The organism is Janthinobacterium sp. EB271-G4-3-2, from assembly GCF_020858035.1.
GTDB lineage: Bacteria > Pseudomonadota > Gammaproteobacteria > Burkholderiales > Burkholderiaceae_D > Janthinobacterium > Janthinobacterium aestuarii.
In genome coordinates this window covers 181,240-201,220 of the sequence record NZ_JACYMG010000013.1, presented here as the reverse complement: position 1 = coordinate 201,220, position 19,981 = coordinate 181,240, and the positions used below count along the sequence as shown (strand labels likewise).

General features: G+C 62.3%; 16 protein-coding genes. 8 read left to right on the top strand and 8 right to left on the bottom strand.

Annotation, left to right across the window (positions count from 1 at the left end; translation table 11 throughout):
• Window positions 1-172: 172 nt before the first annotated feature.
• Together IGS55_RS23755 and IGS55_RS23750 are read right to left on the bottom strand one after the other, a co-directional pair.
• A complete protein-coding gene (locus IGS55_RS23755; RefSeq protein WP_230517739.1) occupies window positions 173-1,354 on the bottom strand; it encodes a trans-sulfuration enzyme family protein in 1,182 nt (393 codons plus the stop codon).
• Window positions 1,351-2,742 carry a pyridoxal-phosphate dependent enzyme gene (locus IGS55_RS23750; protein WP_442908207.1) on the bottom strand — a complete coding sequence of 464 codons (1,392 nt, stop codon included), beginning with the start codon at window positions 2,740-2,742 and terminating at the stop codon, window positions 1,351-1,353. Before IGS55_RS23750 ends, IGS55_RS23755 begins: the two co-directional genes overlap by 4 nt.
• A 290-nt stretch (window positions 2,743-3,032) precedes the next feature.
• Here IGS55_RS23750 and IGS55_RS23745 point away from each other — a divergent pair, with 290 nt between their 5' ends.
• Window positions 3,033-3,581: a thymidine kinase gene (locus IGS55_RS23745; RefSeq protein WP_329958146.1), complete on the top strand. Its 549-nt coding sequence runs from the start codon at window positions 3,033-3,035 to the stop codon at window positions 3,579-3,581.
• A 1-nt stretch (window position 3,582) separates the two neighbouring features.
• Here the strand turns inward: IGS55_RS23745 and IGS55_RS23740 are convergent, their stop codons facing one another.
• Both IGS55_RS23740 and IGS55_RS23735 read right to left on the bottom strand, forming a co-directional pair.
• Window positions 3,583-3,855 carry a putative signal transducing protein gene (locus tag IGS55_RS23740; RefSeq protein ID WP_034755175.1) on the bottom strand — a complete coding sequence of 91 codons (273 nt, stop codon included), beginning with the start codon at window positions 3,853-3,855 and terminating at the stop codon, window positions 3,583-3,585.
• A 49-nt stretch (window positions 3,856-3,904) separates the two neighbouring features.
• On the bottom strand, window positions 3,905-5,875 hold the full coding sequence (locus IGS55_RS23735) for a methyl-accepting chemotaxis protein (RefSeq protein WP_230517741.1): 1,971 nt from the start codon (window positions 5,873-5,875) through the stop codon (window positions 3,905-3,907).
• A 519-nt stretch (window positions 5,876-6,394) separates the two neighbouring features.
• Between IGS55_RS23735 and IGS55_RS23730 the strand changes: the two genes are divergently transcribed.
• Complete coding sequence (locus IGS55_RS23730) at window positions 6,395-8,662, top strand: carboxy terminal-processing peptidase (RefSeq protein WP_230517742.1); 2,268 nt, start codon at window positions 6,395-6,397, stop codon at window positions 8,660-8,662.
• A gap of 237 nt (window positions 8,663-8,899) precedes the next feature.
• Here the strand turns inward: IGS55_RS23730 and IGS55_RS23725 are convergent, their stop codons facing one another.
• The gene (locus tag IGS55_RS23725) at window positions 8,900-9,826 is read right to left on the bottom strand and encodes a LysR family transcriptional regulator (RefSeq protein WP_230517743.1); all 927 of its coding nucleotides are present in this window, start codon (window positions 9,824-9,826) and stop codon (window positions 8,900-8,902) included.
• Window positions 9,827-9,946: 120 nt separating this feature from the next.
• On the opposite strand from IGS55_RS23725, the gene IGS55_RS23720 reads away from it, so the two are divergent.
• Window positions 9,947-11,161, top strand: coding sequence for an MFS transporter (locus IGS55_RS23720; RefSeq protein ID WP_230517744.1), 1,215 nt, complete (start codon window positions 9,947-9,949; stop codon window positions 11,159-11,161).
• Window positions 11,162-11,324: 163 nt separating this feature from the next.
• On the opposite strand, the gene IGS55_RS23715 is transcribed toward IGS55_RS23720, so the two are convergent.
• The gene (locus IGS55_RS23715) at window positions 11,325-12,008 is read right to left on the bottom strand and encodes a pentapeptide repeat-containing protein (RefSeq protein ID WP_230517745.1); all 684 of its coding nucleotides are present in this window, start codon (window positions 12,006-12,008) and stop codon (window positions 11,325-11,327) included.
• Window positions 12,009-12,318: 310 nt separating this feature from the next.
• Between IGS55_RS23715 and alaC the strand changes: the two genes are divergently transcribed.
• From alaC to IGS55_RS23695, 4 genes are all read left to right on the top strand, one after another.
• A complete protein-coding gene (gene alaC / locus IGS55_RS23710) occupies window positions 12,319-13,536 on the top strand; it encodes an alanine transaminase (RefSeq protein WP_230517746.1) in 1,218 nt (405 codons plus the stop codon).
• A gap of 359 nt (window positions 13,537-13,895) precedes the next feature.
• Window positions 13,896-14,699 (top strand): alpha/beta fold hydrolase, encoded by an 804-nt coding sequence (locus IGS55_RS23705; RefSeq protein WP_230517747.1) that lies wholly within the window; start codon window positions 13,896-13,898, stop codon window positions 14,697-14,699.
• Window positions 14,700-14,971: 272 nt separating this feature from the next.
• Window positions 14,972-17,260 (top strand): 5-methyltetrahydropteroyltriglutamate--homocysteine S-methyltransferase, encoded by a 2,289-nt coding sequence (metE, locus tag IGS55_RS23700; RefSeq protein ID WP_230517748.1) that lies wholly within the window; start codon window positions 14,972-14,974, stop codon window positions 17,258-17,260.
• Window positions 17,261-17,508: 248 nt separating this feature from the next.
• Window positions 17,509-18,003 carry a hypothetical protein gene (locus IGS55_RS23695; protein WP_230517749.1) on the top strand — a complete coding sequence of 165 codons (495 nt, stop codon included), beginning with the start codon at window positions 17,509-17,511 and terminating at the stop codon, window positions 18,001-18,003.
• Window positions 18,004-18,046: 43 nt separating this feature from the next.
• On the opposite strand, the gene IGS55_RS23690 is transcribed toward IGS55_RS23695, so the two are convergent.
• The gene (locus IGS55_RS23690) at window positions 18,047-18,235 is read right to left on the bottom strand and encodes a hypothetical protein (protein WP_230517750.1); all 189 of its coding nucleotides are present in this window, start codon (window positions 18,233-18,235) and stop codon (window positions 18,047-18,049) included.
• 132 nt (window positions 18,236-18,367) lie between these two features.
• Here IGS55_RS23690 and IGS55_RS23685 point away from each other — a divergent pair, with 132 nt between their 5' ends.
• On the top strand, window positions 18,368-19,456 hold the full coding sequence (locus IGS55_RS23685) for a transketolase-like TK C-terminal-containing protein (protein WP_230517751.1): 1,089 nt from the start codon (window positions 18,368-18,370) through the stop codon (window positions 19,454-19,456).
• Here the strand turns inward: IGS55_RS23685 and IGS55_RS23680 are convergent.
• The gene (locus IGS55_RS23680; RefSeq protein WP_230517752.1) at window positions 19,441-19,920 is read right to left on the bottom strand and encodes a MarR family winged helix-turn-helix transcriptional regulator; all 480 of its coding nucleotides are present in this window, start codon (window positions 19,918-19,920) and stop codon (window positions 19,441-19,443) included. The two genes, IGS55_RS23685 and IGS55_RS23680, sit on opposite strands and share 16 nt — an antisense overlap.
• Window positions 19,921-19,981 lie beyond the last annotated feature (61 nt).

Sequence of the window (19,981 nt, the reverse complement as noted above, 5' to 3'; positions counted from 1 at the left end):
GCATTCGGCGTGCTCAGGTCGGGAAAAATATTTGATCCGGCCTTGCACGCCGCTTGACGGGGATAACAGTATCTACCTGCCACGGCATACCGTAGACAAGCACCGCATTAAATCGCAGCAAGTTCGTAGCCGTAGGTCGGATTAGCGCAGCGTAATCCGACAATCACCCACCTCAAATCGTATCCAGCGCCGTGCGCAAGTCATGCCGCAAATCCTCGATATCCTCGATCCCCACCGACAGTCGGATCAAGCCATCGCCGATTCCCAGTTTGGCCCGCTGTTCGGCCGGAATACTTGCATGCGTCATCAGGGCCGGGTGCTCGATCAGGCTTTCCACGCCGCCCAGGCTTTCGGCCAGCGCGAACACTTCGCAGCGCTCGAGAAAACGGCGCGCACCGGCCAGGTCTGTATCGAGATCGATGGAAATGATGCCGCCGAAACCGTCCATCTGGCGCTGCGCCAGCGCGTGCTGCGGGTGCGAGGCCAGCCCCGGATAAAACACTTTGCGCACTTCCTTCTGCTGTTCCAGCCACTGCGCCAGGGCCAGGGCGCTTTCGCAATGGCGCTGCATGCGGATGGCCAGGGTTTTCACGCCGCGCAACGCTAAAAAGCTGTCGAACGGCCCGGCAATCGCGCCCACCGAGTTTTGCAAAAAGCCCAGCTGCTCGCGCCATTCCGCCTGGCGTGCTTCCGCGCCGACGATGGCGATGCCGCCGATGATGTCCGAGTGGCCGTTCAAATACTTGGTGGTCGAATGGACGACGATGTCGAAGCCGTGTTCTAGCGGGCGCTGCACCAGCGGGCTGGCAAACGTGTTGTCGGCCACGGCGATGATGCCCCGTGCGCGGCAGATGTCGGCGATCGCGCGCAAGTCGGCCAGCTTCAGCATGGGGTTTGTGGGCGTTTCCACCCACACCATCTTCGTTTCCGGACGCAGCGCGGCCAGCAGGTTCTCGGGATTGGTCAAATCGACATACGTAAATTCATGGCCGGCCGAACGCCGGCGCACGCGTTCAAACAGTCGATACGTGCCGCCGTACATGTCGTCGCCGGCGACGATATGGCTGCCAGCATCGAGCAATTCCAGCACGGATGAAATGGCGGCCAGGCCCGAGGCGAACGCGAACGCCGCGCTGCCGCCTTCCAGGTCGGCCACGCAGCGCTCGAGCGCCCAGCGCGTGGGATTGTGCGAGCGGCCATAGTCGAGGCCCTTGTGCACGCCGGGGCTGTCCTGCACGAAGGTGGAGGTGGCGTAAATGGGCGGCATGATGGCGCCCGTGGACGGGTCGGGCGACTGGCCGGCGTGGATGACTCGCGTGGCGAGGCGGCTCTTGCGGGTGGTTTCCTGGCTCAAGATAGTGTCCTGCGTAAGTGGTTGAGAAGGTCGAAGCGGGTGATCAGGCCATAGAAGGCGGTATCGTCGGCAACGACGGCCGTCAAGCCCCGGTCCAGGGTGGCGCGCAGGGCGGGCAAGCCGCTTGACGGCGCCAGGGTTTCGATCTGCGTCGTCATGGTGGCGCCCACCAGCGAGGCGAAATGGGCGGCGTCGCCGGAGACGTGCAGCAGCAAGTCCGATTCATCGATGATGCCAACCAGTTTGCCGCCGTCGATGACGGGCAGCTGCGCCAGGTCGCTGGCGCGCATGCGGTTGAAGGCCGTGAGCAGGGTGTCGCCCGGCGCCACGCTGACGACGTCGCCTTCGTCGTAGCGGCGCCCGATCAGGTCGCGCAAGTCGCCCGACACGGCCCGCTGCAGCAAGCCCTGGTCGCGCATCCAGCCATCGTTGTAGACCTTCGACAGGTAGCGCGTGCCCGTGTCGCAGACAAACGTGACGACGCGCTTCGGAGTCGTCTGCTCGCGGCAGTATTTGAGGGCGGCGGCCAGCAGGGTGCCGGTGGACGAGCCGCCTAAAATGCCTTCGGCGCGCAGCAGGGCGCGCGCGGAATCAAAACTTTCCTGGTCCGTGATGGTGTAGGCCTTCGTGACGCTGTCCATGTCGGCGATAGCCGGGATGAAGTCTTCGCCGATGCCTTCGACGGCCCACGAGCCGCTCGTGTCGGCCACTTTGCCCGTGTCGATGTATTCGGTGAGGATGGAGCCTTGCGGGTCGGCCAGCACGAATTCGAGCTTCGGCTGCGCCTTGCGGAAGTAGCGGGTCAGGCCCGTCAGGGTGCCGGACGAACCGACGCCGACGACGATGGCGTCCACGTCATGGCCGCTTTGCTCCCAGATTTCGGGCGCCGTCGTCGTTTCGTGGGCCAGCGGGTTGGCGGGATTGTTGAACTGGTCGGCGAAGAAGGCGCCCGGCAGTTCGCGCGCCAGGCGCGCCGCGTAATCCTGGTAGTACTCGGGATGGCCCTTGCCCACGTCCGAGCGCGTGGTGTGCACTTCCGCGCCCAGGGCTTTCAGATGCAGCACTTTTTCCGTCGACATCTTGTCGGGCACGACGAGAATCACGCGGTAGCCCTTGATACGGCCGACCAGGGCCAGGCCGATGCCGGTATTGCCGGCCGTCGCCTCGACGATGGTGCCGCCCGGCTGCAAGCGGCCGTCCGCTTCGGCCGCCTCGATGATGGACAGGCCGATGCGGTCCTTGATGGAACCGCCGGGATTTTGCGATTCCAGTTTCAGGAACAGCTGGCACAGGCCCGTGTCGAGCCGGGTGACTTCGACCAGCGGGGTATTGCCGATCAGCCTGTATAGCGCTGGCGGCTGGGATGGGGATGGCATTCGATCATTCATGGTGGCTCCTGTCAGAGAAACAACGGCTCCGGATTGTGTCCCGAGCCGCCTTCCGTGCCGCGCAGTGTAGGCGGGCGGACGAGTGCGGCGAACGAATGTTTATATGCTTGCATATGCGCGCTGCGCATATCGGCGGCAAGGTTCGCGATGCGAGTATGCGCCGTTTTTTGCCCGCTTGCCGCGCCAATGGCCCGACTATTAAGCTGCCGCAAGCTCGCCATTGCGATTTATAATCACGCCTCGAAAAGATACTAAATAATATTGAAATTACTCAGACAGGGCAGGCGGCAGTGGCAAAACTTTATTTCCGGTATTCCGCGATGAACGCGGGCAAGTCGACGGCCTTGTTGCAGGTCGCGCACAACTATGAAGAGCAGGGCCAGCAGGTACGCCTGTACACGGCCGCCATCGACAGCCGCTACGGCGTAGGCCGGGTCACCTCGCGCCTGGGGCCGCAGCGCCAGGTCGACGTCTTCCATGCCGACACGAATTTCCTCGACGATATTCCCCAGGTCGCCTGTTTGCTGGTGGACGAGGCGCAATTTCTCAGCACGGCCCAGGTGCAGCAGCTGCACCAGCTGGCGCAAGTGAAAGGCGTACCCGTCATCTGCTACGGCTTGCGCACGGATTTCAAGGGCGAACCGTTCCCCGGCTCGGCCTATCTGCTGGCGCTGGCCGACGATATCGAGGAATTGAAGAATATTTGTACGTGCGGCAAGAAGGCCACGATGAACATCCGCGTGGACGAGCAGGGCCGCCGCATCAAGGAAGGCGAGCAGATCAGTATTGGCGGCAACGAGAGTTACCGCCAGGCATGCGGGCGCTGTTTCTATTCGTAAATTAATCAGCGACGGGCGCGCCTACATCGGCATCGTCCGACAGCGCCAGATCGCCCCGTTCGAACGCGGCGAGGATGTCATTGGCGCGCGCCACATCGTGCTCGCGCACCATCACGCGGGCGCCGCCGATGGCGGCCGCCAGCAGCATGTCGGCCTGCATGTGCTGGTCGTCCGTCAGCAGCACGTCGATGCCGGCCGCTGCCAGGCAGCCGCGGATGACGTGCGCATCCGTGGGGATCATCAGCCGGGCAATCAAAACATAGTCGTCGTGCATCGCGTCTCCTGGCAAGGTGGTATGCGCCATCTTAGCACCGCGCCCGCTTTTACAGCTTGAACACGCTCACCACCTGGTTCAGCTCCTGCGCCTGTTCCTGCAAGGCGTCGGCGGCCGCGGCCGCTTCTTCCACCAGGGCCGCGTTCTGCTGGGTCACCTGGTCCATCTGGGCGATGGCCTGGTTGACCTGCTCGATGCCGCTGCGCTGCTCTTCGCTGGCCTGCGCGATCTCGGCCATGATGGTGCTTACTTGCCGCACGCTGGCCACCACGGTGTCCATGGTGGCGCTGGCCTGGCTCACCTGGGCGTGGCCCAGGTCCACCGTGCCGGCCGATGCCTGAATCAGATCCTTGATGTCTTTCGCGGCGGCCGTCGAACGTTGCGCCAGGGTGCGCACCTCGGTGGCGACGACGGCAAAGCCGCGTCCCTGCTCGCCGGCCCTGGCCGCTTCCACGGCCGCGTTCAAGGCCAGGATATTCGTCTGGAAGGCAATGCCGTCGATGACGCCGATGATGTCGGCGATCTTGCTTGACGAGCTGCGGATGGCGTCCATGGTGCTGGCCACCTGCGCCACGGCCGCGCCGCCCGTCGCTGCCAGGCTGGACGAGTCGTGCGCCAGCCGGCTTGCCTGCTGGGCGTGATCGACGTTCTGGCGCACGGTGGAGCTCAGTTCTTCCATCGAGGCGGCCGTTTCTTCCAGCGAACTGGCTTGCTGCTCCGTGCGGCTCGACAGATCCAGGTTGCCGCTGGCGATTTCGCCGGACGCCGTGGCGATTTGTCCGGCGCTGCCGCGCACGTTGCCGACCACTTGCGACAGGTTGTCGCTGATGCGGTTCATGGCCAGCAGCAGGCGGCCGATTTCGTCCAGGCTGCGGGTATCGAGGTGCACCGTCAGGTCGCCGGCGGCGATTTGCGCGGCGGCCGTTTCGGCGGCGGCCAGCGGGCGCGACACGAGGGTGCGCACCAGCCAGTACAGCAGCAGGGCGAAGACGAGCAGGGCGATGAAGCCGGAAACGGCCAGCTGGTTGCGCATCTGGCGCGCTTCCGCCGTGATCTCGTCCGTGAACGTGCCGCCCGCGATGATCCATTGCCAATCCTTGAATTGACGGTAATACAGCTGCTTTTCGCGCGCGCTGGCAGCCGTTTCGCCGGGCGCCGTCCACGTGTAGCGCATGGCGCCGTCTTTTTGCGCCAGCATGTCCTGGATGAACAGGCGGCCGTCGCTGGCCTTGAACTCGAGCGCGCTCTTGCCTTCGCTGTTCGGGTGCAGCACCAGGTGGCCGTAATTGGCGCCGGGGGCCGTGTCGACGATATAGATGTAGCCCGTCTGGCCGATCTTGACCTGGCGAATCTTCTCTTTCAGCATGGCCAGATTTTTGCTGATATCGAGGCCGATGAACAGCACGCCCACCACCTTGCCGCCCGCGTCGCGCACGGGGTCATATTGCGTGATGTATTGCTTGCCAAACAAGGTGGCCATGCCGACAAAGCGCTGGCCCGCGCGCAGCGGCGCATAGCTGGGGTGGTTGTGGTCGAGCTGGGTGCCGACGGCCCGTTCGCCATCCTGTTTTTTCAGCGAGGTGCTGATGCGCACGAATTCATCACCATTGGCGGCAAAAATGGTGGCGATCACGCCCGTCTGGGCCGTGTAGCGGTCGACCAGGGCCGTGTCGAGGTTGAGCACCTTGCCCCCGTTGGCCAGCGCCGGCGTGGCTTTGCCTGCGACGGCCACCATGGCACCCGCGTCGACCGTGAACGGGCCGGGAAATTCGATCGCGAACAGACGGGCGAAGCTGGCCGCCTCGTTGACCATGGCCGTGTGGAACACTTCTGTGGTCGTCATGACGCTATTGAGTTCGCTGGTGACGGCCGCTTCGGCGCGCTGTTCCAGCGCAGTCGAGGTGCGGATGCTGATCAAGGTCGTCAGGCTGGCGAGGATCAGGCTGACGAGGGAAAACGTGAACACGGTAATCTTGCCGCCGACACTCCAGTGGCGGGGGGAGAACGAAATTGTAGGCATAGTTTGAGTCTGGCAAAGGGTAATCAGCTCGGCCATTCCTGGTCATGACATGACACGCGGGGAGGGGATCTGGTGGGGATACTGCTGAAACGGAGGTGCGCCGGCTGTGGGAGCCGCGCACGGGCAAGCTGGATTTCAGGGCGCGATGATAGCATGTTGCTTGCCTTTTGTTACTAAGTGTTTCCCGTAGGAATTACTTTTTCGCGTAAAAACATCATCGGTATCAAGGTTTGCAAAAATGGCCCATTGACTTTTTGGATTTCAATGAAACATCTGGGCCATCTTCGTTGGACGTGATGTGATTTTTGTCACGAATGTTTCACTTTGTAATGAATGAGACGCCATCCTTAATGCGCGTTTAAGCTTCCGGGAAGAAACTGATATTCCTTGGGAGACTGCCAGGCCGTATCCTGTAGAATAATATGCAGACCAGTCGTGTATTCCCCTTACTGTCTTGCTGGCTGGCGCATGAATAACTGCGCCGCCTGGAATTGATTCAACTAATTTTCGGAGAAGCCGATGAAGAAGCAAATGATGCTGGTCACCCTGGTGCTTGCCCTGTCAGCCAACGCTGGCGCAGCCCAGACGGACAAGAGCGCCGCTCCTCCGCCCCCCATGAAGCCGCTGGCCCAGCAAACGCAGGCCGCCTTGTGGGCATCGCGCGTATTGACGCGCGTCCATTACAAGGCCATGCCGCTCGACGACGCCATGTCGGAGAAAATCTTCGACCGCTATTTCAAGTCCCTGGACGCGGAAAAACTGTTTTTCGTGCAGGCCGACATCGACCGTTTCGCCCCGCTGCGCACCAAGCTCGACGACGCCATCATCAATGAAGACCTGACGTCGCCGTTTGCCATCTACAACCTGTACCAGCAGCGTTTCGACGAGCGCATGGCGTATGCGCGTGAATTGCTGAAAACCAAGTTCGACTTTGCCTCCGACGAAAGCTACCAGATCGACCGCGAAAAGGCCGCCTGGCCGAAGAATGACGAGGAAGTGCGCGACCTGTGGCGCAAGCGCGTCAAGAACGACTGGCTGCGTTTGAAACTGGCGGGCAAGGAAGACAAGGCCATCCGCGAGACCCTGGACAAGCGCTATGAAAGCTACACGACCCGTGCGCGCAAGCTCAACAGTGAAGACGTGTTCCAGATTTTCATGAACGCCTACGCCATGTCGATCGAACCGCACACCAATTACCTGGGTCCGCGCGCTTCCGATAACTTCGACATCGCCATGCGGCTGTCGCTCGAAGGCATTGGCGCCGTGCTGCAGACGCGCGACGAATACACGGTCGTGCGCGAAGTCGTGCCGGGCAGCCCGGCCGGCTTGTCGGGCAAGCTGAAAGTCGGCGACCGCATCGTCGGCGTGGGGCAGGGCGAAAGCGGCCCCATCGTCGAAGTGCTGGGCATGCGCATCGACGACGTGGTGCAGCTGATCCGCGGCGCCAAGGATTCCGTCGTGCGCCTCGATATCCTGCCGGCCGACGCCGGCCCGGACGCCAAGCACGTGGTCGTGCCGCTGGTGCGCAAGAAAATCAGCATGGAAGAGCAGGCGGCGAAGAAATCGATCATCGAAGTGCGCGACAATGGCGTCAAGCGCCGCATCGGCGTCATTGCCCTGCCGACGTTCTACCAGGACTTCGAAGCGCGCCGCCGTGGCGACAAAGACTTTAAAAGCGCCACGCGCGACGTCAGCCGTTTGCTGGCCGAGTTGAAGAAGGACAAGGTCGACAACGTCCTGATCGACTTGCGCAACAATGGCGGCGGTTCGCTGAACGAAGCCGTCGAACTGACGGGCCTGTTCATCGACAAGGGCCCGGTCGTGATGCAGCGCAATGCCGAAGGCAAGGTCGACGTGGAAAGCGACACCAATACCGGCCTGGCCTGGGATGGCCCGATGGGCGTGCTGATCAACCGCGGCTCCGCCTCGGCTTCCGAAATTTTCGCCGCCGCCGTGCAGGATTACGGCCGTGGCGTCATCATCGGCGAAGGCAGCTTCGGCAAGGGTACCGTACAAACCTTGTTCAACCTCGACCGTTTCGGCGGCAGCGAGAAAGCCCGTTTCGGCGAGCTGAAGATGACCATCGCCCAGTTCTTCCGCATCAATGGCGGCACCACGCAGTTGCGCGGCGTCACCCCCGACATCAAGCTGCCAGCCATGTCGGACACGGAAAACTTCGGCGAATCGAGCTATGACAATGCCCTGCCATGGGTGGCCATCAAGCCGGCGCCGTACATGCCGACGGGGGACCTGAAGGATATCGTGCCGCTGCTGGACAAGAAGCATGAAGCGCGCGTGGCCAAGGACAAGGATTTCCAGTACCTGCTCGATGACATCGCCCTCGTCGTCAAGCAGCGCAAGGAAAACCAGATTTCGCTCAATGAAACCGTGCGCCGCAAGGAGCGCGATGCCCAGGAAGCGCGCGCCAAGGCCCGTGAAAAACGCCTGATCGCGCAGATTTCGAATCCTGCCGACGACCTGGTGGTGATTCCCGATCCGAAAGACGTGCTGAAGGGCGCGAAAGCGGCCAACAAGACGGCCAAGCAGATCGCGGCCGTGAAGGGCGCCTTGCGCACCGACGATGGCTTGCAGGGCGACGAGCGTGCCCTGAGTGCCGAACTGGACGCCGAAACGGCCGCGAAGAGTGCCAAGGACGTGCTGCTGAACGAAGCGGCGCGCATCCTGGCCGACGAAGTGGCGCTGATCAAGGCCGATACCCGCCTGGCATCCAAGGTCTTGCCGTATGGCGCCGATGGCAAGGCGACGCCGGTGACGGCAGCGAAGTAAGGAACTTGGGGTCAGACCCGCCGGGGGAATGTGCTCCAATGGATCACATTCCGATCACGAAGTGACTGACCCCAGCTTTTGCTTTGGGGCGAGGGAGAGTTATCCGTATGGCGTATTTCTGTCATTCCAACAATCAATTGGATGGATATGCCGCGATGCAGCATAATGCACTTGTCTCCTCTATTCTCCTCCAAGAAAATAGATTCAGCCCGCTCTCGCAGCGGGCTTTTTTTTGCCTCAGATTCTGTGCGTGGGCGCTTGCACGTCGGGCTGTGCCGCCAGCAATGCCGTGATCCAGCCGGCAAACGCCTGCAGCTTGGGCGTGGCCAGCCGGCCTTGCGGTGTCAGCAGCGACATGGGCATCGGCGTTGGCGGGCAGTCGGGCAGCACTGCCACCAGCGCGCCGCTGTCGAGGTGCTCGCGCACCTGGTACATGGCCGCCTGCGCCAGTCCCAGTCCCTGCACGGCGCAGGCGACGCTGGCGTCGGCATCGTTGACGGCGATGGGCCCGGCCATCTGCACGCGCACGACCTCCTTGCCTTGTTGGAAATCCCAGTCGAAGGCGCGTCCCGTGCGGCCCGAGTAATGCATGATGCCGCGGTGCGCGGCCAGGTCGGCCAGAGTGTGCGGCGTGCCGTGCCGCGCCAGGTAGGCGGGCGAGGCGCACGTGGCGAAGCGCATCAGGGCGATCTGCTTGCCGATGAAGGCGGAATCCTGCAAGGTGCCCACGCGCAAGGCGCAATCGATGCCTTCCTGCGTCAGGTCGACCAGGCGGTCAGTCAGGCTCAGCTGCAATTGCACGTCCGGATACGCCGCATGGAATTGCGCGATATGGGGAATGATCAGGCGCCGGCCCACGGTATTGGGCAGGTTGATGCGCAACAAGCCGCGCGGTTTTTTCGCGTCCGGGCCGCGAAACGCCAGTTCCGCCGTGTCGACGGCCTTCAGGATATCGGTGCAGTGGCGAAAGTATTCTGCCCCTTCCGGCGTCAGCGACAGGCGGCGCGTGGTTCGCTGCAGCAATTGCGTACCCAGGTAGGCTTCCAGCTTTTGCAGGGTGGCCGTCAGCGCGGCACGCGGCAAATTCAAGGTTTCGGCCGCCTTGGAAAAGCTGTTGGCTTCTACGATGCGCACGAAGGTTTGCATGGCCTTGATCTTGTCCATAGGATAGCTTCCATTCTCATTGTTCATTTTATGTGAAAAGTATAGGTGGATTATGCCCTGATTATCTTTGCCGCAGTTTTGCCTAGAATGGCGACATCCCTACCGAACCGAGGAAACAACATGAACAAGGCCTCACCGTCTGCTCCCCACGACATCGCACCCGCCATGGTGCTGCTGCTGGCCATCGCTTCCGGCCTGATCGTCGCCAATCTGTATTACGCGCAAACCCTCGTCGGGCCCATCAGCGCCTCGACGGGCTTGTCGGCCAAGGCGGCCGGGCTGATCGTCACCCTGACACAGGTCGGCTATACCCTGGGCCTGCTGTTTGTCGTGCCCCTGGGCGACTTGCTGGAAAACCGCCGCCTGATCGTCACTGCCTTGCTGGTGACGGCCACGGCCCTCGTGGTGGCGGCCCTCTCCACGGGCGCCATCGTGTTCCTGGCCGCCGCGCTGGCCATCGGCCTCGGTTCCGTGGCGGCGCAAGTGATCGTGCCGTTTGCCGCCCACCTGTCGCAAGAGGCGACGCGGGGCCAGACGGTGGGCAAGGTAGTCAGCGGCTTGTTGCTGGGCATCATGCTGGCCCGCCCCGTGGCCTCGCTGGTGGCTGCGCACGCCAGCTGGCACGTGGTGTTTGGCGGCGCCGCCGTGCTGATGATATTGCTGGCGCTGGTGCTGCGCCGCGCCTTGCCCGTGCGCCAACCCGTGTCGAGCATGAAATATCCGGCCCTGATGGCTTCGCTGTGGCATTTGCTGCTGGGCACGCCCGTGCTGCGCCGCCGCGCCGCTTATCACGCCGGCCTGTTTGGCGCTTTCAGCCTGTTCTGGACCGTTACGCCGCTGGTGCTGGCCAGCCCCGCGTTCGGCCTGTCGCAAACGGGCATCGCCATCTTTGCCCTCGTGGGCATGGCCGGTGCCGTCGCCTCGCCCATCGCCGGCCGCCTGGCCGATGCGGGCCACACCTTGCCGGCCACGGCCGTTGCACTGGCGCTGGGCATCGTCGCGTTTGCCTTGCCGATGTTCGCGCCGGAATCGAAACACGTGGCGCTGGGGCTGCTGGTGGTCGCTTCCATCGTGCTCGACATGGGCGTGGCGGCCAATCTCGTGCTGGGCCAGCGTGCTATCTTCAGCTTGGGCGCGGAAGTGCGGGGCCGCCTGAACGGCCTGTATTTCGCGCTGTTCTTCGCCGGCGGCGCGGCCGGCTCGGCCATCGGCGCCTGGGTATATGCCAGCTACGGCTGGCAGGCAACCTTGCTGACCGGCATGGCGTTTCCGGGCCTGGCCCTGCTGGTGTGGCTGGGAGAATTTTTACCGCAGGCCACGCGCCGTACGGCTTGAAACCCTGATGGCCGCTCATTATCACTGATGAGTATTTCTATCATCATGAAGATAAAGTGGCGTGATATGCCGCAATGCCGCAAGATGCACTTGTCTCCTCTATCTCCTCCAAGGAAATAGATTCAGCCCGCTTCCGTAGCGGGCTTTTTTTTGTCTGTTCAGATCAAATCACCACCAGATCCAGCGCGCGCATGAAGTTCGCCGCCTGCGCATGCGTGATGACGGCGCCTTTCAGCAGCGCCGCTTCGCTCAATTTGAAACCGTCGATATCGGCGCCGCGCAAGTCCGCGCCCTGGAACTTCGCCAGTTTGATGGTGGCATTGCGCAGGCTGCCGCCTTCGAAAACGGCCTCGCGAAAATCGCAGCCGGCCAGGTAGGCATCGGAAAAATCCAGCTGTTTTAATGTCGCCTTGCGGAACGAGAAGCCGCGCAAGTCGGCGCCCACCAGCAGGCTGTCTTCGAAGGTGAGGCCCAGGTGGGCCACTTCCTCGAACGAGGCGCCCGTCAGCTTGCAGCCGCGGTAGGTGGCCGAGGCCAGCTTGGCGCGCCGCCATTTGGTGTTGTTCAGGTCGCAGCCTTCGAAACTGGCGTCGACGGCATCGACGGATTCGAAATCGGCGCTGCCCGCGCGGCAGCGGCGCCAGGTGCTGCGCGCCAGTTTGCTGGCGAACAAGTTGGTGTCGGCAAAGGTGCAGCGCTCGAAAGTGCAGCCTTGCAAATCGAGGCGCGACAAGTCTTCGCCGTCGAAGGCGCAATCGATGAAGCGGCGTACCGATTGCGCCAGTTGCTGTTCCATGCCGGCGCGGTCCAGGGTCATGCCAGTTACTGCGGTGTCGTGTGTTGCCATCCGTCTCATTCCTAAAGTAAAAAACAGGGGAGGGATGGCGCGGCGGGAAAAATGCACGAACCAGAACACCTCCCCGGCTGGTGGTACAGCCAAGGGTCAGCGCCGTGGGTCCGCGTGGGCGGGAGCATGCCGGACTGCGCCGGGCACTTACCGGGTTACCAACCGGTGCGCTCATTTTCGATCAGTACGCATTGTAGCGTGTCCGAATCGGCCTTGCCAGTTTCCGCAAGCTCGGGTTAGTATCACTGCAGGCACACGTATTGTGCCAACGTCGCTCGGACGGATCCGGGCGCTTACGTATAGAGATACCATGACCGACAGCCAAGCTCCGCGCAGCTTTTCGCGCATCAATCGCCTTCCCCCCTACGTTTTCAATATCACCGCCGAACTCAAGATGGCCGCGCGCCGCCGTGGCGAGGACATCATCGACATGTCGATGGGCAATCCCGATGGCGCCACGCCGGCCCACATCGTGGACAAGCTGGTCGAGACGGTGAAACGCCCCGACACGCATGGCTATTCCGCGTCAAAAGGCATTCCGCGCCTGCGCCGCGCCATTGCGCACTGGTACAAGAAGCGCTACGAGGTCGACATCGACCCGGACAGCGAAGCCATCGTCACCATCGGCTCGAAAGAGGGCCTGGCCCACTTGATGCTGGCGACGCTGGACCGTGGCGACACGGTGCTGGTGCCGAACCCCAGTTACCCGATCCACATCTGGGGCGCCGTGATCGCGGGCGCCGACATCCGCTCCGTGCGCATGGGGCCGGGCGTGGATTTCTTTGCCGAACTGGAACGGGCGATCCGCGAAAGCTATCCGAAACCGAAGATGATGGTGCTGGGTTTTCCGTCCAATCCCACGGCGCAATGCGTGGAGCTGGAATTTTTTGAAAGAGTCGTCGCGCTGGCGAAGCAGCACAATATTCTGGTGGTGCATGACCTCGCGTATGCTGACATTACCTTCGATGGCTGGAAGGCGCCGTCCATCATGCAGGTGCCCGGCGCGCGCGACGTGGCCGTCGAGTTTTTCACCATGTCGAAAAGCTACAACATGGCGGGCTGGCGCATCGGCTTCATGGTGGGCAATGCGGAACTGGTGGCGGCCTTGGCGCGCATCAAGAGCTACCACGACTACGGCAGTTTCACGCCCGTGCAGGTGGCCGCCATTGCCGCGCTGGAAGGCGACCAAAGCTGCGTGACGGACATCTGCGCCCAGTACCAGCGCCGCCGCGACGTGCTGGTAAAAGGCTTGCATGAAGCGGGCTGGATGGTGGAAAAACCGAAGGCGTCGATGTATATCTGGGCGCATATTCCGGAAGCCTACCGCCACCTGGGTTCGCTGGAATTTGCCAAGCTGCTGCTGCAAAAGGCCAAGGTCAGTGTGTCGCCCGGCATCGGTTTCGGCGAATATGGCGATGAATACGTGCGCTTCGCCCTGATCGAAAACGAGGCGCGCGTGCGGCAGGCGCTGCGGGGCATCAAGAATATGTTGCGTTCCGGCGACGGGAAAACGGAAGCGGGGGCATAAAAGTTGCCGCATGGAATGCTTCGTTGCCCCTAATATCACTAATACATATTTCTGACATCACGAATATAAAGTGGTTTTATATGCTGCGACGCGGCATCATGCATCTGTCTCCTCTATCTCCTCCAAGGAAATAGATTCAGCCCGCTCCCGCAGCGGGCTTTTTTTTGCGCGTCGCCATCGCCGCCGTCTGCCGCCGGCAACACCAGCGGACCGCCGCCAGATCATAGGGCCAGGCCTTGTCCCTGCAAGAAGATCAGGTCGCCGCCAAAGCTGCAAAAATGACATTGTTGAGTGCTAGTATTTCGACACGCCTGCAGAAGCGGGCAGCTTGTCACCACTCTCCAATATCGGGAACCATCATGCATTCATTCATCAAGCCATTGTCCATTGCCGCCGTCGTGGGCACTTTGTTCGCCAGCGTTGTTCCTGCCAGCCCGGCTTCGGCGGCCGGTGCCGTCAAGCCCACCATCGTCCTGGTCCATGGCGCGTTTGCCGATGCATCGAGCTGGGACGGCGTTGCCGCCATCCTGGCAAAAGACGGCTACACCGTCATCGGGGCGGCCAATCATTTGCGCAGCGTCAAGAGTGACGCCGATTCCGTGGCCCGTGTCGTCAACAGCGTGCCTGGCGCGGTCGTGCTGGTGGGACACTCCTACGGCGGTTCCGTGATCAGCGCCGCTGCCCAGGCCGGCGGCAACGTCAAGGCACTCGTCTACGTGGCGGCGTTTGCTCCCGACGCCGGCGAGACGGCCGCTGGCCTGTCCGGCAAATATCCGGGCGGCACCCTCGGCACGGCCTTGGCCAAGCCCGTGCCGCTGGCCGACGGCAGCAACGATCTGTATATCGAGCAAGCCAAGTTCCACGACCAGTTCGCCGCCGATTTACCTGCGGCCAAGGCGCGCCTGATGGCGGTCGGCCAGCGGCCGATCACGGATGCGGCGCTGAACGAAGCGTCGCCTGCGCCAGGCTGGAAGGGTATCCCATCCTGGTTTGTCTACGGCAAGGCAGACAAGAATATTCCGGCAGAAGCGCTGGCCTTCATGGCCAAGCGCGCCAATGCGAAGAAAACCGTCGTGATCGACGGCGCCTCGCACGTGGTGATGAGCTCGCATCCGGCGGAAGTGGCCAAACTGATCGAGGAAGCAGCCGCGAGCGTCAAGTAAACAACAAGGGCACAACGCCAAGATATTGATGAGGCTTATCCTGCTCATCACAACACATGATTGGCGTGATATGCCGCAATGCGTCACAATGCATCTGTCTCCTCTACTTCCTCACAGGAATTAGATTCAGCCCGCTCCCGCAGCGGGCTTTTTTTTGCCCGTGCCCGCTTGCATTTCCATGAATATTTCTAATGGATGCATGAGATTTCACCATTATTTTTAATGGATGAAAGCCTCTATGATGACTGCATACTTCATCAGGAGGCATGAGCATGACCGTCACGACACACAATTTGGGCTACCCGCGCATCGGCGCCAAACGCGAGCTGAAATTCGCCCTGGAAGACTACTGGGAGGGCAGCAGCAGCCTGACCACACTGGAAGACCAGGGCGCCGCATTGCGCCAGCGCCACTGGCAAGACCAGAGCGGGCTGGACTTGGCGCCCGTGGGCGACTTTTCCTTTTACGATCAGGTGCTGGACCTGAGTTTTACCCTGGGTAACCTGCCGCCGCGCGTGCGCGGCCTGGAAGGCGCGGCGCTCGATAACTATTTCCGCGTGGCCCGTGGCCGCTCGGCCAGCGACAGCGATTGCAGCTGCGTCCACGCCGGCGAAATGACGAAATGGTTCGACACCAATTATCACTACATCGTGCCGGAATTTGCAGCCGGGACGCAATTCAAGCTCGACAGCAGCCGTTTGCTGCAGCAACTGGCGCAAGCACGCCAACTGGGAGTGAAAGCCAAGCCCGTGCTGATCGGCCCCGTCACCTATTTGTGGCTGGGCAAGGCCAAGGATGATTGCGGCAAGCTGGCGCTGCTGCAAGGCTTGCTGCCCGTCTACGTGCAATTGCTGCGGGAACTGGCCGCCCAAGGCGTGGAATGGGTGCAGATCGATGAACCGATCCTCGTCACCGAGCTCGACAGCATCTGGCGGCAGGCGCTCGTCACGGCCTACGAGGCCTTGAGCAAGGTCAACAACGTCAAGCTGCTGCTGGCCACGTATTTCGGCACGCTGCAAGACAATCTGGCGCTGGCGTGCAAGCTGCCCGTGCAAGGCTTGCATCTCGATGCCGTCAATGCCCGCGAGGAAGTGGGGCAGGTGATTGCCCAGTTGCCTGCCACCAGCGTGCTGTCGCTGGGCGTGGTGAATGGCCGCAATATCTGGAAGACGGATTTGAACGAGGTGCTCGCATGGCTGGAACCCGTACATGCCAGCCTGCAATCGCGCCTGTGGATCGCCCCGTCATGCTCCTTGCTGCACGTGCCCGTCGATCTGGACAGCGAACAAAAGCTCGATACGGATATTCAATCCTGGCTGGCCTTTGCCCGTCAAAAGCTCGATGAAGTGCACACGATCGCCGGCGCGCTGAATGACGGCCGTGCTTCCGTGCAGGCGGCGCTCGATGCCAATCATGCGGCCGTGCAAGCGCGCCGCCAGTCGCCGCGCGTGCACAATCCGGAAGTCAAAGCGGCCGTGGCCCGCATCGACGCCAGCCTGGGCCAGCGCGCCGGAGGCTATGCCACGCGTGCCGCCAAGCAAGCTGCGCTGCTGCAACTGCCCGTATATCCGACGACGACGATTGGCTCCTTCCCGCAGACGGCGGAAATCCGTCAGGCCCGCAGCCAGTTCCGCAGCGGCCAGCTCGATGAAGCCAGCTATAAAAAGCTGATGCAGGCGGAAATCGCCCATTGCGTCCAGGAACAGGAAACCTTGGGCCTCGACGTTTTCGTGCACGGCGAAGCGGAACGCAATGACATGGTGGAATACTTCGGCGAACAGCTCGACGGCTACGCCTTCAGCCAGTTCGGCTGGGTGCAATCGTACGGTTCGCGCTGCGTGAAACCGCCCATTTTGTTCGGCGACATCAGCCGCCCGCGCGCCATGACGGTCGAGTGGAGCACCTACGCCCAGTCGCTGACGGACAAGCCGATGAAAGGCATGCTGACGGGCCCCGTCACCATCCTGAACTGGTCCTTCGTGCGCGATGACCAGCCCCGCTCCGTGTCGTGCTACCAGCTGGCGCTGGCCATCCGCGCCGAAGTGCGGGACCTGGAACAGGCCGGCATCCGCGTGATCCAGATCGACGAGGCGGCGCTGCGTGAAGGCTTGCCGCTGCGCAAATCCCAGTGGGCCGAGTACCTGCGCTGGGCCGTGGAATCGTTCCGCATCACGGCCAATGGCGTGGCCGATGAAACGCAGATCCACACGCATATGTGTTATTCGGAATTTAACGACATCATCGCGCAGATCGCCGGCATGGATGCGGACGTCATCACGATCGAAACGTCGCGCTCCGACATGGAATTGCTGGACGCCTTCGATGATTTCAGCTATCCGAACGATATCGGCCCTGGCGTCTACGACATCCACTCGCCCAACATTCCGAGCCAGGAACAGATGGTGAAACTGATGCGCAAGGCGGCCGAACGCATCCCCGCGCAGCGCCTGTGGGTCAACCCCGATTGCGGCCTGAAGACGCGCGGCTGGAAAGAAGTCATTCCCGCGCTGGCCAATATGGTGGCGGCAGCCAAAACCTTGCGCGGCGACACTGTGGCCTAAGGATGGCAAGGGCAGGGGAGGCCGCTATGGCTGAAACGTGGCTGAGATATAGAACAATCGTATTTCTGTCATCACAACATGCAATTGGCTAATGATGCTGCGATGCGGCATCATGCACCTGTCTCCTCTACTTCCTCACAGGAATTAGATTCAGCCCGCTCCCGTAGCGGGCTTTTTTTTGCCTGTTTTCATGGCCGCGTCCCTTAATATATGTTTGTTTAACCATACACATACAAGGAGACAAGTTGATGATGCCTTTGTTTCGCGCCGCCGGCATGTTCGCGCTGATGGCGCTCGGTGCCTGTTCGGCCGAGAAGCACCCGTTTGACCGCGATTTGGCCCAGTTGCGTCCGGTCACGGTCGCAGCGCTGCCGGATATGGGCTGGCCGCCCGGCACGATGCTGTGCCCGATGGGTATTTATCAGAGCGAGCTGAGCGACTCGGCGCCGCATGCGCATCGCGTTAACGCGTTCCTGAAGCACAAGAAATTTCTGGGTGATGAAGGCCTTTGGTCGCTGATCGTCGTCAAACCGATGTCCGAAGGGCACGCGGGTATCGAGCAATTGCTTTTCAAGCGCGGCGATTATGACGTGATCAATGATCCGCAACTCATCGCGCGCGATGCGGAAACGGTGCCAGCGGGCTTTGCGCCGCAGACTTGCGTGACCGTGGAGCAAGCCCGCGTGCTGGTGACGCGTGAACAAAGATCACATCGAACACTCGTCATTTTTGGAACGAAATAGGCCCGCTTGCGTCGCGGTTTTTGCCTGCGCCATGCGTGATGCGCTACAACACATTCGCCGCCACGGCAGAACTGTAGTTGCGCGCCAGCGCCGCGATGATGGCGGCCATCGCCTGCGGGTTGTCCGTGCTGCCGAAATGCGCGGCATACAGGCGCTTGGCCGCCTCGACTTGTGCATTCGTCAGTTTCACGGCATAGGCCATGCGCACGGTTTCAGGATTGTTCAGCGTCATTTTTCACCTCGAAGACAGATTTCGCTTGGCTGCGTCACTTGTACGCGCAAAGGATTGCAACTACAATAATTGCATTTGCAATCGTATAGGCAATGCCTGCCTTGCGCAAGCATTGTTGCGACAGGAGCCTGCATGCATTCTTCCCCTTTATTCCCTCCACAGCCATTGGACGCCGCGCGCGACGCCGCCCAAGCCTGCCTGGCCGCGCTGGCGGCACCGCCGGCGTTGCCGTTGCGGCGGGTGTCGCCGCGCCGCGCGCTGGGCGCCATGGCGGGCAGCTTGCAGACGGGTCCGGGCGCGGAGAATGCCATCCGCGTCGTGCGCGCGGAAGTGACGCAGCGGCCTGACGATGCCTGGAATGTGACGGCGTCCGCCAGTGCATGGCCGCTGCGCTATGGCGCCGACAAACCGCTGCTGTATCTGTGCCGCCCCGCCTCGCTCCAGGCATTGAATGGCGTGCTGGTCGATGCGCGCGAGCGTGGCATCGTCTGCAGCGATGCGGAAACGCAATCTTCTCGCTGGCCGAAAGGCGTGCAGCCCGCGCTGCCGGCCTGGCTCGCCACGCGGCACAATTGCACGCCGTTCGACCCGGCCACGGGTGAGGAAGTGCGCGCCATCCTGCGCTCGGCACTGGAAACGTTGTATGTGGAACAGCAGACAGGCTATTACTACCTGGCCATACATGATGAAGAGGCGGACGAAGATGCGGTGGCGGCGCCCTTGTCGGACGCCGATGCGGCAGCGGCCAGCCTGGGCATGTACCGCGTGTCGCCGCCGGGGCCGGCGCCATGCCGGGTGCGCCTGTGCGGGGCGGGCAGAATGCTGGCCGTCGTGGCCGCTGCGGCCCGCCTGCTGAAGGAAGACTGGGATATCGCCGCGCAAGTGTGGAGTTGCCCCAGCTACACGCGCCTGGCGCGCGATGCGCAGGCGGCGGAGCAGTGGAACCTGCGTCACCCGCGCGCCGTCCCGAGACTGGCCCATGTGCGGCGCTGTCTCGATGACAGTGCCGCGCCCGTCATCGCCGTCACCGGCTACGGGCAGCACATCGCGGGCCAGATCGGCGGCTACGTGCGCGGGCGTTTCATCGCCGTCGGCGCTGACGCCATGCTGGAGGTCAGCGCGCCATGGCTGGCCGTCACGGCCTTGAAAGCCCTGGCTGACGACGGCGCGCTGCCGGTGCAGTTCGTCGAGTACGCGCTGCGGCGTTACGCCTTGCTCTGAGTGGCGCCGCGTGCCGCCTCGGCGGCGCGCGCGAGGGCGGCGCTGAAGTCCTGCTGCTCGCCGCTGTCAAATTGCGCCAGGAACAGGTCGGCCACCGCGGCCTGGTAGACGCTCCACATCTTCTTGCGCAAGACCTTGCCATCTTCCGTGATGGACACGAAGGCGGCGCGCCCGTCTTCCATCGAACGCGTGCGCGTTACCAGCCGGTCCGTTTCCAGCTTGTCCACCAGGCGCGTCAGGTTGTAGCGCTCGATGGCCAGAGCGTCGGCCAGTTCATGCATGCGGCGCGAACCGTCCTGTCCGCTTTCGAGTCCCCACAGCACGTCATACCACGCATATACGGGCAGGCCGGCCGCGGCGAGGCGGCGCTCGATTTCGCGGATCATCAAACGGTGCGTGCGCACGAACGCGAACCACAGGTCGGGCGCAGGGGTCGAGCCAATTTCAGGCGCAGATTCAGACATCGGTATTCCTCCAGATCGATCACAGTTGCAAATGCAATTATAGCGCTATACAATGGCCGTC